Origin of the sequence: Prevotella intermedia ATCC 25611 = DSM 20706 (assembly GCF_001953955.1) — a bacterium.
In the GTDB taxonomy this organism is placed as follows: Bacteria; Bacteroidota; Bacteroidia; order Bacteroidales; family Bacteroidaceae; genus Prevotella; species Prevotella intermedia.
The window spans coordinates 1,669,951-1,687,331 of sequence record NZ_CP019300.1; the positions used below are offsets into that span (position 1 = coordinate 1,669,951).

The window sequence follows — 17,381 nt, forward strand, 5'->3', positions numbered from 1 at the left end:
AAAAGCGATAACTGCGCTTTGACGTTGCGAAAGCGGCTCTTTTGCAACGCAAAACCTACGCTTTTACCGTGCAAAACAGCCGCTTTTGGAATGCAAAACAATAGGTTTTGTAACGCATTGATAACAAGGTTGTTAAGCGTTGGATATGCTTGCGAAAAATATTTACAGCTTTATTGCTGTTTTTCGCCTATATAGCAAGTTCTCTCTGCTAAATTTCTACTGTTCCAAAAGATAAACCAATAAGACCTGCATAATACCGAAAAATTCAGTACCTTTGCCATCAGAATGTGCAAAGGCAAGTATGCCTTGTGCACTTCTACACACCTTATTATATATAAGAACTATTTAAAATAAGATAAATGGACTGGAAAAAACTGCAGAACGGCTCGGATATAAGAGGCGTGGCACTCGAAGGAATTGAAGGCGAAAGCGTAAACCTCACCAACGAAGTAACAACTGCTTTGGCACAAGCATTTGTAGCTTGGCTGGGCGAGAAGAATGGAAAGACGGCACAAACCATTGCCGTGGGTAGCGATTCTCGCATTTCCAGTCCTGCACTCCTACAAGCCTTTGCCAATGGTGCAGCTGCTGTTGGCGCAACTGTGCTTAGCTTTGGTATGGCATCTACGCCAGCAATGTTTATGGCAACGGTAGATGAGCAGCTTAATGCCGACGGTGCAGTTATGATTACAGCAAGCCATTTGCCTTGGAACAGAAACGGACTGAAGTTCTTTACAGCAAAAGGTGGATTGGAAAAGGCAGACATTGCGCGCATCTTAGAGCTTGCACCACAGTTTATGGGTGCTGAAAAGAAAGGCAATGGCGAGGTGAAAGCCGTTGATTTTATGGCTACCTACTGCGACATACTTGCCAACTATATTCGCCGTGGCGTGAACAACGGCGACCAACCGCTGAGAGGTATGCGCATCATCGTAGATGCAGGCAATGGCGCAGGCGGCTTTTTTGCCACCAAAGTGTTGAAGCCATTGGGAGCAGATACTATGGGAAGTCAGTTCCTTGAGCCTGACGGGCACTTCCCCAACCATATTCCTAACCCCGAAAACAAAGAGGCAATGGCTTCTATTTGCAAAGCCGTTGTAGACAATAAAGCTGATTTAGGCATTATCTTCGATACCGATGTAGACCGTTCTGCCATTGTCGATAGAACAGGAAAATCCATCAACCGCAACGCACTCATTGCCTTAATAGCAGCCGTAATATTGCGTGAACACCCCGAAAGCACCATCGTTACCGACTCTGTAACGTCAGATGGCTTGGCAAAGTTTATTGCCGACCGCAACGGAAAGCATCATCGTTTCCGCCGTGGATACAAGAATGTTATCAACGAGTCGCTCCGTTTGAATGAAAACGGCGAGGAATCGTGGCTTGCAATCGAAACATCGGGACACGCTGCACTGCGCGAAAACTACTTCTTGGACGATGGAGCGTATCTTGTAGCAAAGCTAATTGTAGAAGCTGCCTGCCTGCGCAAGGAAGGAAAAGAACTCCAAGACCTTATCGCCGACCTTCAGCAACCTGTCGAAAGCAAGGAAATACGCTTTAAAATCGACACCGATGACTTTAAAACCTATGGCGAACAGGTGTTGGAACACATCAAGGCGGCAGCCGAAAAAGAACACGATTGGCAGCTGGTATCGCCCAACTACGAAGGTGTGCGCATCGCTTGTACAAGTGAAAAGGAACAAGGTTGCTTCTTGCTTCGCCAATCGCTGCACGACCCAGTGCTACCTTTGAACATCGAATCGAACATTGAAGGTGGTGTCAATCGTATCACCGACCGAGTTCTTGCTTTTCTTTCCGACTTTAAAGCATTGAAGCAGTAACATACAAAATGGAGGTAAAAATAGTTTCAGCACGCCTTGAGCAGTCAGCCGTCATAGCCGAAATGATAATGGAAGCTATGAACCACGAGTGCTGCCAATGGTTTGCAGGACCGCAACATACGTTGGACGACTTTTTCAATCTTATGAAAAAGCTCGTCGAACGTACCGATTCGCAATATTCTTACCTTAACACCCTCGTTGCCACTACGCCCGAAAACAAAGTCGTTGGCGTATGTGTCAGCTACGACGGAGGCTTGCTTCGCACGCTCCGCAAGGCATTTATAGACGGTGCAAAGGTGGCTTTCGGTCGCGATTTCTCTGATATTCCCGACGAAACATCGGCAGGCGAACTTTATATAGACTCGCTTTGCGTGGCGAAAGAACATCGTGGCAACGGCATTGCCAAGCAGCTTCTGCGTGCAACGATAGCGAAGGGAAAACGCATGAACCTACCCTCGGGACTGTTGGTAGATACGAACAACCCACAGGCAGAAGTGCTTTACAAAACAGTAGGCTTTGTTTATAAAGACGATAACCAATGGGGCGGCCACGCTATGCGCCACTTGGTACATTCGCTATAACGAGTATTGAACAACAGGAGAATTATAAGAAATAAGCTAAACTCTCTTTGTTTGTCCCTTTTCTTTGTGCTATCTTTGCACGTAGGGTAACATTATAAACAGTGAAAATTAACCAACAGCATAATGAAATTATTGCCATTGACTCTACTTCTTGCCCTTGCAGTGAGCGCAAAAGCACAAACTTCACAGCAGGATTCTATCCATACGATTAAGGAAGTAGTGATTACAGCACGACTCACGCAGCAGGAAATAGTGCCCTCGCAAAGTTTGAAGGGTGCAGAACTGCAACGCCTCAACAGTCAATCCGTAGCCGATGCCTTGCGTTATTTCTCAGGCATTCAGCTAAAGGATTATGGCGGAGTGGGCGGAATCAAGACCGTGGACATTCGTAGTATGGGTACGCACCACTTGGGAATATTCTATGACGGCATAGAACTTGGCAATGCACAGAACGGACAAATAGACCTTGGACAGTTCTCGCTCGACAACATCGAGGAAATATCGCTTTACAATGGACAGAAAAGTGCCATTTTTCAGCCTGCTTCCGACTTCGGCAATGCTGGCAGTGTGTATATCCGAACACGCAAACCCCGATTTTTCAACGGCAAGAACTACAACATAAAACTGAAAGCCAAGTATGGTTCGAGCGACCTCGTGCGCCTTTCTGCCTTATGGGAACAGCACATTCTTCCTACCGTTTCGACTTCACTGAATGCAGAACACCTTACTTCGAGTGGCAAATACAAGTTCAATTACCGCCGTGTAACGCCCAATGGAGAAGTTGCTTACGACACAACGGCAATACGTCAGAACGGCGATATACGCGCCGACCGTATCGATTTCAATGTAAACGGTATCTTGGAGCGTGGCTATTGGAACACAAAAGTTTACTTCTACAATAGCCAACGTGGTATTCCCGGTGCTATTGTGAACAACGTTTGGCGCAGAGGCGAACGGCAAGGCGACCTCAATTTCTTTGTTCAAAATCGTTTTCAAAAAGATATAAGCGACCGTTTTTCAACGCAATGGTTGGCTAAATATGCTTTTTATCGCACACATTATGTAAATAAAGACACCACACAGCTGCCTGCCGATAACCGTTTCTGGCAGCAAGAGTTCTACCTTTCTACTGCCAATGCCTACGAAATACTGCCCAACTGGAGTGCTTCTGTAAGCTACGACTTCCGTTGGAACAAGCTCAATGCTGATACTTATCGCTTCGTTTTCCCCACTCGCTATTCAAACTTGATTAGTTTTGCCACCGCTTTCGAGGCTCGTTTCCTGCGTGTACAAGGTTCGGTTTTGGCATCATTCATACACGATAAGCTCCACCCCAAGACTCGTTTAATGGACGGAATGAAAGCAAGAGACAACATAACAAAGTTCACTCCCGCACTGTTCATCGACTTCCCATTGGTCGATAAGTATGCCAATGGCGCAACAACCAAGTTCTCTGTGCGCACTTTTGCTAAGCGCAGCTTCCGCATGCCTACGTTCAACGACCTTTATTACACCGATTTGGGCAACTCAAACCTAAAGCCAGAGAGTGCGACACAGTACGATTTAGGTATGGTTTTCCACAAACAGTACAACCAAGGCTTTGTTCGGAACTTGTATTTTCAAGCCGATGGCTACTATAACACCATACACGATAAAATCATAGCGTACCCCAAAGGACAGCAATTCCGATGGACGATGCTCAATCTTGGGCGTGTTCACATTACGGGAGTAGACGTTATGGGGTCGATAGCGTTACAACCGCTTAGCGATTTCTTGATTACGGCACGCTTGCAATACACTTACCAAGACGCACGCGACGTTACCGACGCTTCCGACACGTTCTTCAAGCACCAAATTCCGTATATTCCGTACAACAGCGGCTCTGCTATCGTGAACCTTGCTTACCGCAATTGGACGCTCAACTACAGCTTTATCTATTCGGGTAAACGCTATAACCAGCAAGAAAACATACCGAACAACTATATGCAACCATGGTACACGAGCGACGTAAGTCTGCAATACGACTTCAAAATCTTCGGTACAAAGTGCAGGACGATGTTGGAAATAAACAATATTCTTGACCAAAAGTACGACGTTATCCTCAATTATCCAATGCCAGGCATCAACGGCGTAGTTGGATTACAAGTAGAACTATAACAAAACGAACAGACTATGATGAAGCTAAAACATATTATTTACGGTTTACTGGTGGTTCTTTTAGTAGCTTCTTGCCGCGAAGACGATACCATTATTTACCCTTCCGAGCATAACATCGGCGAAGTAACGCACACGAAATATGCAGGTCTTTACATCTTGAACGAGGGCAATATGGGTTCCAACAAGGCAACATTAGACTTCTTGGACTTAGATTCAGGAAAGTATTATCGCAATATTTACCCTTCGCGCAACCCCAATCAAATCAAGGAACTGGGCGATGTGGGCAACGATGTTCAGATTTACGGAAACAGTTTGTGGATTGTTATCAACCAATCGAACAAGGTTGAAGTTGCCAATGCCCACACTGCGGTAAGCAGGGGGCACGTAGACATTCCCAACTGTCGCTATTTGGCATTTCAAGGAAAGTATGCCTACGTCAGCTCATATGTAGGAAAGATAAGCGAAAAGAGCGTTTTGGGTGCCGTTTATAAAGTAGACACCGCCACATTGAAGGTTGTAGACAAGTGCACGGTGGGTTATCAGCCCGAAGAACTTGTAGTGCAAGATGGCAAAATATACGTTGCCAACAGCGGAGGCTACAACGGAATGTCGTCGTTGGGCTACGACCGCACCGTGAGCGTGATTGATTTAAACACCTTCAAGGTTACGAAAACCATTGATGTAGGCGTCAATCTGTTCCGACTTCGCAGCGATAAATACGGTAAATTGTGGGTTTCGTCGCGTGGCGACTACGACCAAACACCTTCAAACCTCTATGTTATGGACAACGACAAGGTGGAAGATGTGCTGAATATAAAGATAGACGGCTTCGATATGATAGGCGATTCGCTTGTTTCTTATACCAACCAGCAGGGCAAACCCATATTCAAGGTGGTAGATATACGCACCCACAAGGTAGTGAACAGCAACTTCCTGAAGGTACCAGAGAAGACTCCGATAAAGATTGCCTACGGTTTGATAATCCACCCCATTACCGGCGACATCTATGTAATGGACGCAACCAACTATGTTTCAAGCGGAAAACTATTCTGTTTCGATAAATATGGAAATTACAAATGGCACACGCTCACGGGCGATATACCGGGGCACGGGTGCTTTTTATTAAGAAACTAAAAAGTATATACACAATGAGAAGATTTTATTTATCAATGGCATTCGTGTCATTATCGGCACTTGGATTTGCTCAGAACTCGCCTTACATAAAGGCAGTAGACGAGTATGTGCCCGCACCAGGACAATTTGTAAACGAGTTGCCTAAACTTAGTGAGAACGATACGCCCGAAACGGCAGCACAAGCCTGCACAAAAGAACTTGCAGGCGAAAAGCAAAAAGGTGTTGTTACGTTAGGTGCTTACGGTGGTTACATCACCTTTCACTTCGACCACCCTGTGATAAACGTTGAGGGTGCGCCCGATTTCGTTGTCTACGGCAATGCTTTTGACGGTAGTTCAGAGCCAGGAATAGTAATGGTAATGAAGGACGAAAACGGCAACGGAAAGCCCGACGACACGTGGTACGAACTGTCGGGAAGTGCCGATGTAGACAGTGTAGGCAAGGTGATATACAATTACGAAATCACCTATACGCCAAACCCGATGCAGCCAATACCTTGGACCGACAACCAAGGCCATAGCGGAGCAGTTCAGAGAGTGGGCGGCGACTATGGTCATTTCCAAGAATATTACCCACTTTGGATAAACAAACCGCTCACATTTAAAGGCACGTTGCTGCCCAAAAACAGTTATTTCAACAGTCAAGGTTGGTGGGTACAGAATGCTTTGCGCTATGGCTATGTAGACAATCTGCCTAACGATAAGACCGAAGGCTTTAACATAGAGAATGCAGTAGATGCCAACAGAAAGCCTGTTAAGTTAGACCAGATAGAATTCGTGCGTGTATATTGTGCCGTAAACGACCAATGCCCTAAGCCAAACTGGGTGGGAGAACTTTCTACTGAAGTAAAAGGTGCGGAAGACTTGCACCCTACTGCTGACAAGATAGATGCACCACTCAATTCAAACGAGGAAACAACCGTAATGGCTATTTACACCATTGAAGGCAAGCAAATAAAGGAATTGCAACGCGGACTGAACATCGTGAAGTTGGCAAACGGCAAAGTAAGAAAGGTTTTAGTGAAGTAAAACAAGCATAAAACAACTTATACAATGAAGAGGAAACGGCAGCTTGCCTTTCCTCTTTTTTTGTTTCTGCTTTCGTGCAAATGCGAGAATTTTCGATACCCTAAATGGTATTGATTTCCTTTCCTACTCGTACAAGAAACTGAGAAAACAGATTCAATTTTGTAAAGATAATTACCTTAAAAAATGATAACTGCGCTTTGACGTTGCGAAAGCGTAGGTTTTGCAATGCAAAACAGCCGCTTTTACCGTGCAAAACCTACGCTTTTAGAACGCAAAACAATAGGTTTTGTAATGCGCTGACAATAAATCAGTTACACAAGAGATATGCTTGTGAAAAATCTTTACAGTTATTCTAATGAAGTTCAGTTATGTTTCGTATGCAACAAAAGCCAAATTGGGTATAAACAAAAAGGAGGATTTCGTTACCGAAATCCTCCTTGTGATTCGCATGGGGCTCGAACCCATGACCCCAACATTAAAAGTGTTGTGCTCTACCAACTGAGCTAGCGAATCTTACCAAACTTTCTTTTCAAAAGCGAGTGCAAAGGTACTGTTTTTTTTCGACACAGCCAAATTATTCGCAAAATTTTTATTCATTTTTATAAGTTTGCCACTTTGCAGAACGGCTGCTACTTGCAAACAAACAAGTATCAAGGCTATGTGAAACACTGCAATACAGCTTTATCCTTGCGAACTCTCGGCACTCGTTTCTGTTTCCACCTCTTCCTCTTTTGTTACGTAGCGTTTCCAGTAAGCAATGATGAGGGTTGTTAATGGCAAGGCAATTATCAAGCCTATGAAACCTAACAGTGCTCCCCACACAGAAAGCGAAAGCAGCAAGATTGCTGGGTTGAGGTTCATAGCCTTTCCCATTATCTTTGGCGTTACTACCAAGTCGCAAAGCACTTGGATAATAGCAAAAACAAGCGTTGCAGTTCCAAACACCACCCAGAAGTTCTGCCCCGTATCGGCAGCCTTGAGCAGCGACAGGAATGCCATCGGAATAAATGCCAATGCGTGCATATAGGGGATTAAAGTCAGCACACCAATCAATATGCCCATACCAATAGCAATTGGAAAGTCGATAATGGTAAACCCGATGCAGAACAAAATGCCCATAGTGAGTGCCACCAAGCCTTGTCCACGAATGTAATTATTCAGTTCTGCTGCTACATCTTGCATCAAGTCTGTCCAGAAAGGGCGATGCTTCTGTGGGAAAATCCTAATGAAGTTCTTAACCAGAAACTCGTAGTCGAGCAATATAAAGAATAAATATAATAAGGTGATGAACGATGCTATGATGCTTATAACCACGCTTGCCGTCTGCCCCAAGAACGAGAAGAACTTGGGTATGGAGTTCTTTACAGTTTCTGTAAACTCGGTACTGTTGAGGTAACGGTGTATCTGTGGCTGATACTCTTGTATCCATTCACGAACCATATTCGTAATGCTGTTGCCACTTGTAGTACGCTGCACATATTTGTTTGCCACAACACTGAGTTTCTCTGCTTGGTCTATCATTGGCGGAACAATGGTGTAGACAACGCCAGTAATAACCGCTACCACCAGCAACATTGTGATAATGACGGCTATTGCTCGTATCTTGACTTTCAGTTTGTACTGCACGAACTTCACGACAGGGTCGAGCAGGTAGGCAAGAAACCATGCTACGAAGAATGGCAACAATACGTGGCTAAGATAATTTACAACATAAAGCACGGCAAATACCAAAACCGCTACCAAGAACCAGCGTATGAATTTGTCGAAAGTAATCTTCTCATCAAACATATTTTCTTCCTTATTAAGTTATCTGAATAAATCTTCTCAAGGGTTGGACTGCTTCCGCTGCGTCTCCTCTGCCAATGCTTTTTGGTAGCATTCCCTGCACAAGGGCTCGTATTCCATCTGTTCGCCGAGCATTACACGGTGGTCGTTGTCTACCAAGCGATGGCTCGCATAGGCGAGTGCACCGCACTTCACGCAGATGGCATGCACCTTTGTAACTTGGTCGGCAATGGCACAAAGGGAAGGAATAGGGCCAAACGGCACACCTTTAAAGTCCATATCAAGTCCTGCTACGATTACTCTGACGCCATTGTTTGCCAATTGGTTGCAAATATCAACAAGTCCTTCGTCCAAGAATTGCGCCTCATCGATGCCGACAACTTCTATATCGGAAGCCAGCAGCAATATGTTTCCCGATGAATTAATAGGCGTAGAACGAATGGCGTTTTGGTCGTGGCTCACTACATCTTCTTCCGAATAGCGCACGTCGATGGCAGGTTTGAATATCTCAACCTTCTGTTTTGCAAATTTAGCACGCTTCATTCTGCGGATTAGCTCTTCGGTTTTGCCAGAGAACATACTACCGCAAATAACTTCAATACGTCCCTGGCGGCGTCTTTCGCCATTTAAATTGTCTATTGCTACCATAATTGTTGCAAATATAGATAAATTATCCGATAAATCGATATTCGTGTTTCTGAAAGGTTGTTAAACGAAAGTTTCCAAGAATTTTACCGTTCCCGATACGTTCAATGTCTGTGTTGTAGCTGGCAAAAGCACGGTTTCGCCTGCTCGCAGTTGCGTTTCGGCATCGCCAGTGCTAAGCGTACACTCACCAGACAACGCTATCAGCACGACAAACGAGTCGAGTTCGCTGTAATCGAGCAACATTGGCTCGTCGAGGTCGTAAACCGATGTCGCGAAATGTGCACACTGTGCCAACTCCACGCCTTCGTTCTTGCGGGCTTCGTACTTTGTCCGATAATCGTTCTCAACGCTATAATCAATACATTCCGCTGCTGCTTCGGTATGCAATTGCCGATAATTTCCGTCTTTATCTTTGCGTTTAAAATCGTAAATACGATAGGTTATGTCGCTCGTTTCTTGTATTTCAGCCAAAAAAGTGCCCGCTCCTATAGAGTGAATGCGCCCTGCAGGCAGATAAAAGACATCGCCCTCGCCCACTCTATATTCGCACAGTACGTCGGTAATGGTGTCGTTTTCCACCATCGCCTTGTATTCTTCGGGCGTAATAGTACGTTTTAGTCCACTCAATAAGGTTGCATCAGGCGCACTTTCCATAATATACCACATCTCCGTCTTACCACGCTTCAGCCCTTTTGCCTTTGCTTGTTCGTCGTTGGGGTGTACTTGTATGGACAGTTGCTTGCTGGCATCTATGAACTTTATGAGCAGCGGAAACTCGTTGCCGAAACGCTCATAGTTCTCTTTTCCCACAAGGTCGCCCTTCAACAAAGCCACCAAGTCGTTGAGTTTCATACCTTCGTATTGTCCATTGGCAACAATGCTCTCGTTGTCTTTCACGCCAGAAACCTCCCAACTCTCGCCTACTTGTTCCATATCGGCGTCGAGTTGCTTGAAAGGTATTATCTTATTACCGCCCCACAAGACTTGTTTCAATATAGGGCGAAACTTTATTATTTCCATTCTTTAATAGGTTATTCTTCGTTTATCAGTAAGGTGCAAAGATACAACTTTTGCACAAAAAAATCATAATAAACGAGTAGAAACATTGTATATCAAATATTTTCAGTACCTTTGCACCGTTCAAACAGAGTGTTGTCTATTATGGCTGGCTGACAACCGATTGGGTGAACGAGTAATAATAGACAAAAGTTTGAGTGGGTTATAGCATTTAAAGTTTCTGACATTTAGGTTGAAACACATCGCTACGGTGTGTTTAGATGGCATTGTCTTTAATTGTATGGTCTGTTCAGACTTTCATAAAAAAGAAACAGTTTGAAAACATTTGAAGAATTAGGCGTTAGCGAAGAGATTCGCCGCGCTATTGAAGAGCTCGGTTTTGAACAACCGATGCCAGTTCAGGAAGCAGTTATCCCTTATTTGTTGGGCAATGGTAACGACGTAATAGCACTCGCACAGACGGGTACAGGTAAGACCGCAGCATACGGAATACCAGTCTTGCAGAAAGTAGACCCAACGCAGAAAGAAACCCAGGCACTTATTCTCAGTCCGACACGCGAACTCTGTCTGCAGATTGCCGACGACCTTTCCGATTTCTCTAAATACATCGACGGACTTCACGTTGCAGCAGTTTACGGTGGTGCATCTATCGAAATGCAAAGTCGCCAACTTCGTAAGGGAGCGCAAATCATCGTGGCTACCCCCGGTCGTCTTATCGACTTGATGAAGCGAGGCGTAGCTAAGCTCGACACTGTGAACAACGTTGTGCTCGACGAAGCTGACGAAATGCTGAATATGGGCTTCTCTGAAAGCATCAATGCCATATTCGAGGGCGTTCCGTCAGACCGCAACACGCTGTTGTTCTCTGCTACAATGAGCCGTGAAATAGAGAAGATTGCCAAAAGCTATCTACACGATTACAAGGAAATAGTAGTGGGTAGCCGCAACGAAGGAGCCGAAAAGGTGAACCATATATATTATATGGTACACGCAAAGGACAAGTATTTGGCACTGAAACGCATCGTAGACTACTACCCAAGCATATTTGCGATTATCTTCTGTCGCACGAAGGTGGAGACACAAGAGATTGCCGACAAGCTGATTCGCGACGGATACAATGCAGAAGCCTTGCACGGCGACCTCAGTCAGCAGCAGCGCGACCTGACAATGCAGAAGTTCCGCCAGCACAATGTGCAATTCCTCGTGGCTACCGACGTTGCCGCTCGTGGATTGGACGTAGACGATTTGACCCACGTCATCAACTACGGATTGCCCGACGATATTGAAAGCTACACCCACCGAAGCGGTCGTACAGGTCGTGCAGGCAAGAAGGGCACGTCTATTTCGATTATCCACACACGCGAACGCTACAAGGTAAAGGCTATCGAGAAAATCATTCAGAAGGAGTTTGTAGACGGTACGCTGCCTGCAGCAAAGGATATTTGCAGCAAACAACTCTACAAAGTGATGGACCAAATTCTGAAAGTAGACGTGAACGAAGAGGAGATTGAGCCGTTCCTAAAGGACATTTACCGCCATTTCGAGTATATCGACAAGGAAGATATTATAAAGAAAATCATCAGTATGACTTTCAATCGCTTCTTGGAATACTACGCCAATGCTCCCGAAATAGAAAAACCATCGGGCAAGCGCAGCGACCGAGAAGGCGAACGCGGCAGCCGCAGCAGTCGTGGCGAGCGCACCCGAAAAGCCCCACGCACCCCTGAAGCAGGCTACAAGCGTTTGTTCATCAACCTTGGAAAAGACGATGGGTTCTACCCTGGTGAGGTAATGCAGTTCATAAACAAGAACGTACACGGTCGTCAAGAAGTGGGACACATCGATTTGCTCGGCAAATTCTCTTACATAGAAGTTCCCGAAAAAGATGCCAACAAGGTGATGAAAGCCCTTAATGGAACCACCTACAAAAAGCGTGAAGTGCGTTGCAACGATGCCGAAGAAGGCGGACACGGCCGTGGTAGTCGCAGCAATGGCGAACGTCGAGGCAAGCGAAACGATGACGAAACCAACAACCGCCGTTCTAACAGCAACCGTAAGGAACGCAGCAGCAAGCCGAAGCGCAACGCTCGTCCACAGCAAGAAACACCTACAACAGGCGATTGGCGACAATTCTTCCAGCACGATACCAAGTTAAAAGGCGAGATTCCAGATTTCTCGGAAGAAGGTTGGGCAAGAAGAAAACCAAAGAAGAAGTAACTTTACTCCACAATAACACAAAAGACACCCCATTTGCTTGAGGTGTCTTTTTTTTATCTAAATCGTAAGGGTTCTTCGGTCTAACTTTGTAAAAATAATTCTCTTAAAAAGTGATAACTGCGCTTTGACGTTGCGAAAGCGGCTCTTTTGCGATGCAAAACCTACGCTTTTACCGTGCAAAACAGCCGCTTTTGGAGCGCAAAACAATAGGTTTTGTAATACGTTGATGTATAATGAGTTACACAATAGTCATACTTGCGAAAAATATTTACATCGTTTTCGTTCATAAAGGTGGTATATTTACCAACAAAGAGTGCTACTTCCACAATGTGAAAGCAGCACTCTCTTTTGTACTTGAAACTTGTTTTACAGCTCTGTGCTTGTTAAATCAAATTACAAGTTAGCTTGTAAAACACGTTTATTTTACCACGCATTTCTTGCCATTAATGATATATACGCCACGCTTCAGACCATTCTTGTCTTTGGCACCCGTACGTACTCTGACGCCGTTGATGTTCGTTATATCGTATGACGAAGGAGTTTCCTCGACCGAATTAACGGAAGTTGCACTGGTAGAGGCATCGTTAGAGAAGCCCGACTCATTAACCTCGCCGTCCTTAGATGTGTACACGACGGTAACATTGTACACGTGGTCGCCCGATACACGACTGTTGGTATAAGTCTGTTGGTTGCCTTTTACGCTGGCAATCTTCTTTCCGTCTCGATAGATAACGTATTCTGTTATATCATCGTCAGCACCTGTTGACACCTGTTCGTAGCTTACATCATCGACGCCGAAGATATAAGATTTGCCCTTAGGCGTGTTATGATGAATGGCAAAATACTTTGCACCTTCTGGAACCTCAACGGTAATGTATTTCCAGTTGGCACTTTCGTTGTAGGCAATGGTTCCATCTGCCTTTTCGCTCTTTATCTTAACGAAATTGGCAGTGTCGGCACCTTCTGTCGAATAAAGAATATCGAAGTGCTCAGCATAACTCGTATCGCCTGTGCGAGTGGCGATGTTCATCACATAGAACGTTACTTCCTGCTTTCTGCCAGACAATCGTGGAGAGATGAGCCAGTTGTTTTGTGCTACGAATTTACGATTTGAATCGTATCCATAAACAGCTGCAGCATATTGGTTGCCACCGTGAGGAGCCAGTCCTGGATTCACGTTTGTCATATCTTCAATCCACCAATTAGGGTTGAAAGCAGTAAAGGCGAAAGGTTCTCCCTGTCCAGGGAATGTTGAAGAGGGCTGTAATGCGCCTGCCATACCCTTATCGCCATCAACCATCGTCCAAGGCGTCATATTCTTTGCGAACGGAGCATAGCCTTCAAAACCATCGTCGATTCGTTCGGGTTCTGGCAATACAGGGCATCCCCAAGTGAGCACGACCTTGTTATCAGCAACTACCTCTGCCTTAAGGTCATTTATTCTGCCGTATGGCGAAGGTACAACCTTGACTGTTTTGGTTTCTGTTTCGTTATCGGTGAGCTGCATATCACCATCGTATATTATCATGGCTTTCACCTGTAACGATGTAGCCTGCTCGTTGATAGCAACAGGTAGCTTCAAAGATATTGTATCGGTTGCCATCGGAGAAAGCTCTTTGAGTCTGCTAACTGCATCGCACTGGTTGCCATTTATGTAGAGAAGGGCAAAGTATCTGCTTACCGTTGCAGCTCCAAGATTCTTCACAACCATTTTAACTGTTCCCTTCTTGCCTGCCACAACGCTTTCTGGTGCCTCGATGCTTACTGCTGCGAGGTTACGTTCGAGCTGGTTGATAATGTTTATATTGTCTACTCCAATAAACACTTTAGAACCTTCGGCTACTCCATCGAACTTCACAATGATGTATCGTTCTTTTGCGTAGGCACTCAAATCAACCGTCTGACGTTCCCAGCCGTTCTTTGTTGTCTTGCTAAGGTCATACTGTGCTGCTGTATGGTCTTTGCCATCGGGTGTCTGCACCAATACTTTCAGTGTGGCTTCGTTGCCTATCAAAGAGTAAAGGTCGAAGAATAATTTAGGATTTGTAGCCCCTGAAAGAGCAACCTTCGGCATATTGACCGAAGTTTCATCACCCTTTTGTATGGTAAACTCTACATCTTTTCCAGCATATTCTTCAACATAGTTTGCCCAAACGAGGCTACCGCCGTCGTTATCAGAAGCAGCATCGGGAACTACACGCCACGCAGCTGCCGTTTTACGACTGTTGTATTGTTCGTTGCCTAACAAGGAAGCAAAACCATTGTCTAACTGTCCGCCCTTCATACTCTCTTTGAAAGGTAGCGGAATGCACGGACCTACTACCACTCCACGAGCAGTAACATAGTCGCTCTGCCCACCGTCGCCGTTGGCTCTGACGGCAAACCACGCCAAGGTTTGAGTCTTTCCGTCTTCCATTGTGGTTTTGTTAGGGTCAAAAGGTATAGTTGTGCTTGTTTCGCCAGGGTTGCTTGTCGTCAGCGAGTCGCTCAACTCGTATCCGAACTCGCCCTTCTCAAGTGCAAAGAACGTTACGCTGACACCTTCTGGGTCGAAATATCCACCGTTGGCTCCCGTTGATTTAAAGGTGTCCCACACTGCTTTCAGCTTCGTTCCTTCGTCCGTAAACACAATGCCCGTAGGATTATGAGGACGGTCTAGTCCTATAAATGCCCTGCCTGCAGACTTGCGTCCGATATGCCCATCAAGGAAAGGCGCAATGGTATAGGTGTGGAAGCCACCTGCCGGAACGTCTTTGTCTGTCCATTCCACTCGTGTGCCTGGCGTTGATGCGTCAAGGCGGGCTACCTGCATTCCATCTCTGCTTACAACAAAGCTGTCTACGCGGTTCAACATCGCCCCGTTGAGGCTGACACTCGGAGTGATAAAGCTGACGGTTGCTTGTAGTACACCTTTTTGTGCAGGGGTAATTGTCAGCGATTTTACCGAATCGGGAGCCGCAGCGTATGCGGTTTTGGTAATAGTAATGCTGTCTACAGCTATCTGATACTTGTCTTTGGCACTGGTATTATCGTGGAAACCAATATAGAAGTTGCCGTTTGCATCGGGAATAATATCAGCAGTGCATACTTGCCACTGTCCGTTGGTTTCTGAAAAGTCAGGAGTGAAAGTCTTTATTAAGGTGTTTGTCAGTTGTTCAGGATTGTTTCCCTTTCCCCACTTTACCTCGAGCGTGTTTCTATGCGTGTCCATTATATTACGCACTTTAAACGCTACTGTGTAAACACGGTCTGATGTTAGATGTATAGGAGGCGTTACAAGCCAGTCGTCGCTGGCTATTGTAGCGTGCGTTTGATGGCTCATGGCACCATAACCCAACACTCCGTTACACCACCATGTGAACTTGTCGTTGTTTGCATCAATTACTTTGAACATTGACAAAGCAGACGCTCCTTCAAATCTATAACTCCAGTCAGGTTCTATAGCTGAACCTGCTACCACGGGAGCAGTGTTAGCCCAGCGGCTGCCCTTTACATCGCCACTGATTGCTCTGACCGCATATATATAGCTTGCCTGTTGCGCTGCTGAGACATCATCGGTGCATGATGTGCTGCTAATGCCTATCGCCACATTTGTGGTGTCGCGCCCTTGTATGCGTATTACATCATAGGTCAGAGTGCCAAGTGTACCATGATGAATGCCTGCCGTAGGTTCAGTCCATGTTATTGTTACCACACCATTTGCCAATGTTGCTGTAGGATTGCCTACTGTTTCTGGCTCATCAAATCCAATCCATTGCTTGACGGTAGTTGCTGGCGATGTTCCTGCAGAGTTTGATGCAATAACCACAAAGCTGTATTCGCCACTATTTGATAACTGAACAGGTTTGCTGATAGCTGCACCAGATTGAGCTGTGCCCGTAGCCAATTGAGTTCCATTGGCTGTAATAACATAATCAACATTCCCGTGCAGATTATCTCCTCCGACTGTCTTAGTGGGCAAAGTAAAACTCACAGTACCATTAAAGCTTGTTCCGTTGAATGTTACTGCCAACTGAGATACAGCAGCAGGTGCGTCACTATCGGCTGGAGCAGGAGCTATCGCCATACCATACAGCGTGATATTGGTATCGGCTATTTTTGTAACAGCACCTGTAGTCAAATCAACCGTGTAGAGAGCAGTGTTATAGTCCTTGTCTTGCGCATACCAATAAAAAGTATTATCCTTTGGATCTATTTCTCCCGTTTGGAAGTAAGGGCCTCCCCAATCGTCTGTTAGTTCAATACCAGTTGAACCAATTTTAGTTTCTACGCCATCGGTTGTAGAGATTTTATAAAGAATACCATCTGAAGCTATACCATAAAGGCGATTATCAGATGTTACGCCCATAGCCACATACTTACGCGTGGTCGTTCCAAACGCAGTACGTTTGCGTATGCGGTAGTCTACTGTACCCAACTCGTATTGTTGATTGCTGGCAGTACTGTTGTAGAATTCTCCATACACCGTACCGTCTTTTGCCTGTGCTGTTTCCAATGCCGCAAGCGAGAAATCATTATAATTCTTTCCGCTACCTTCCCACGTGGAGAGGTCGTAGGTATAAAGCGTTAGTTCTCCACTTCCCACGCCATAACGTTGGAAATCTACCGTATACAGTTTGCCGTCGGCTATCTGTACACCGTTTTTGGCAATGCGTTGGGCTTGCTTCCCCAGTTGGGTAAAGCTTATCTTGCCCCCTGTACTTTGAGGATGGAAAGAATAATAGCCCCATTCCCCGTTAATAGTAGCGTTACCCCAAAGCGTAACAGAGGGGTCGATGGCTCTCGGTGCCCCATTAGACGCCTTGCGGACGATTGATTTCCCCAATGGAGTAAGGCGCATCGGCAGCCTTTCAGACTGTGTTGGGTTTGGTTTCGTCAATCTATGGGCTTTTTGTGCCACACTGACTGTTGAAGTAAACAGACCCACTGCTGATAAAATGATAGTAGTAAGTGCTTTTTTCATATAATGT

Annotated in this window: 11 protein-coding genes and 1 tRNA gene; 6 read left to right on the plus strand and 6 right to left on the minus strand. The window is 45.4% G+C overall.

Going from position 1 to position 17,381, the window contains the following annotated elements; translation table 11 throughout:
- Positions 1 to 359: 359 nt before the first annotated feature.
- From BWX39_RS07200 to BWX39_RS07220, 5 genes are all read left to right on the plus strand, one after another.
- Complete coding sequence (locus tag BWX39_RS07200) at positions 360 to 1,844, plus strand: phosphohexomutase domain-containing protein (protein ID WP_028905091.1); 1,485 nt, start codon at positions 360 to 362, stop codon at positions 1,842 to 1,844.
- Positions 1,845 to 1,852: 8 nt separating this feature from the next.
- On the plus strand, positions 1,853 to 2,425 hold the full coding sequence (locus BWX39_RS07205) for a GNAT family N-acetyltransferase (protein ID WP_028905092.1): 573 nt from the start codon (positions 1,853 to 1,855) through the stop codon (positions 2,423 to 2,425).
- Between the two features lie 123 nt (positions 2,426 to 2,548).
- Entirely contained in the window at positions 2,549 to 4,582 is a 2,034-nt protein-coding gene (locus tag BWX39_RS07210) for a TonB-dependent receptor (RefSeq protein WP_028905093.1), read from the plus strand.
- Positions 4,583 to 4,600: 18 nt separating this feature from the next.
- A complete protein-coding gene (locus BWX39_RS07215) occupies positions 4,601 to 5,716 on the plus strand; it encodes a YncE family protein (RefSeq protein ID WP_036860368.1) in 1,116 nt (371 codons plus the stop codon).
- Between the two features lie 14 nt (positions 5,717 to 5,730).
- The gene (locus BWX39_RS07220; RefSeq protein WP_028905095.1) at positions 5,731 to 6,744 is read left to right on the plus strand and encodes a hypothetical protein; all 1,014 of its coding nucleotides are present in this window, start codon (positions 5,731 to 5,733) and stop codon (positions 6,742 to 6,744) included.
- Positions 6,745 to 7,184: 440 nt separating this feature from the next.
- Here the strand turns inward: BWX39_RS07220 and BWX39_RS07225 are convergent.
- The 4 genes from BWX39_RS07225 to BWX39_RS07240 all read right to left on the minus strand — a co-directional run bounded on the left by BWX39_RS07225 (position 7,185) and on the right by BWX39_RS07240 (position 10,197).
- Positions 7,185 to 7,257 (minus strand) — tRNA-Lys (locus BWX39_RS07225).
- 168 nt (positions 7,258 to 7,425) lie between these two features.
- Positions 7,426 to 8,532: an AI-2E family transporter gene (locus BWX39_RS07230; RefSeq protein ID WP_028905096.1), complete on the minus strand. Its 1,107-nt coding sequence runs from the start codon at positions 8,530 to 8,532 to the stop codon at positions 7,426 to 7,428.
- A 36-nt stretch (positions 8,533 to 8,568) separates the two neighbouring features.
- The gene (locus tag BWX39_RS07235; RefSeq protein ID WP_028905097.1) at positions 8,569 to 9,177 is read right to left on the minus strand and encodes a thymidine kinase; all 609 of its coding nucleotides are present in this window, start codon (positions 9,175 to 9,177) and stop codon (positions 8,569 to 8,571) included.
- 60 nt (positions 9,178 to 9,237) lie between these two features.
- Positions 9,238 to 10,197, minus strand: coding sequence for a type I phosphomannose isomerase catalytic subunit (locus tag BWX39_RS07240; protein ID WP_028905098.1), 960 nt, complete (start codon positions 10,195 to 10,197; stop codon positions 9,238 to 9,240).
- A gap of 312 nt (positions 10,198 to 10,509) precedes the next feature.
- Between BWX39_RS07240 and BWX39_RS07245 the strand changes: the two genes are divergently transcribed.
- Positions 10,510 to 12,411 carry a DEAD/DEAH box helicase gene (locus tag BWX39_RS07245; RefSeq protein WP_028905099.1) on the plus strand — a complete coding sequence of 634 codons (1,902 nt, stop codon included), beginning with the start codon at positions 10,510 to 10,512 and terminating at the stop codon, positions 12,409 to 12,411.
- Between the two features lie 57 nt (positions 12,412 to 12,468).
- On the opposite strand, the gene BWX39_RS12515 is transcribed toward BWX39_RS07245, so the two are convergent.
- On the minus strand, positions 12,469 to 12,657 hold the full coding sequence (locus BWX39_RS12515; protein WP_076123310.1) for a hypothetical protein: 189 nt from the start codon (positions 12,655 to 12,657) through the stop codon (positions 12,469 to 12,471).
- Positions 12,658 to 12,829: 172 nt separating this feature from the next.
- Positions 12,830 to 17,374, minus strand: coding sequence for a choice-of-anchor J domain-containing protein (locus BWX39_RS07255; protein WP_028905100.1), 4,545 nt, complete (start codon positions 17,372 to 17,374; stop codon positions 12,830 to 12,832).
- Positions 17,375 to 17,381 lie beyond the last annotated feature (7 nt).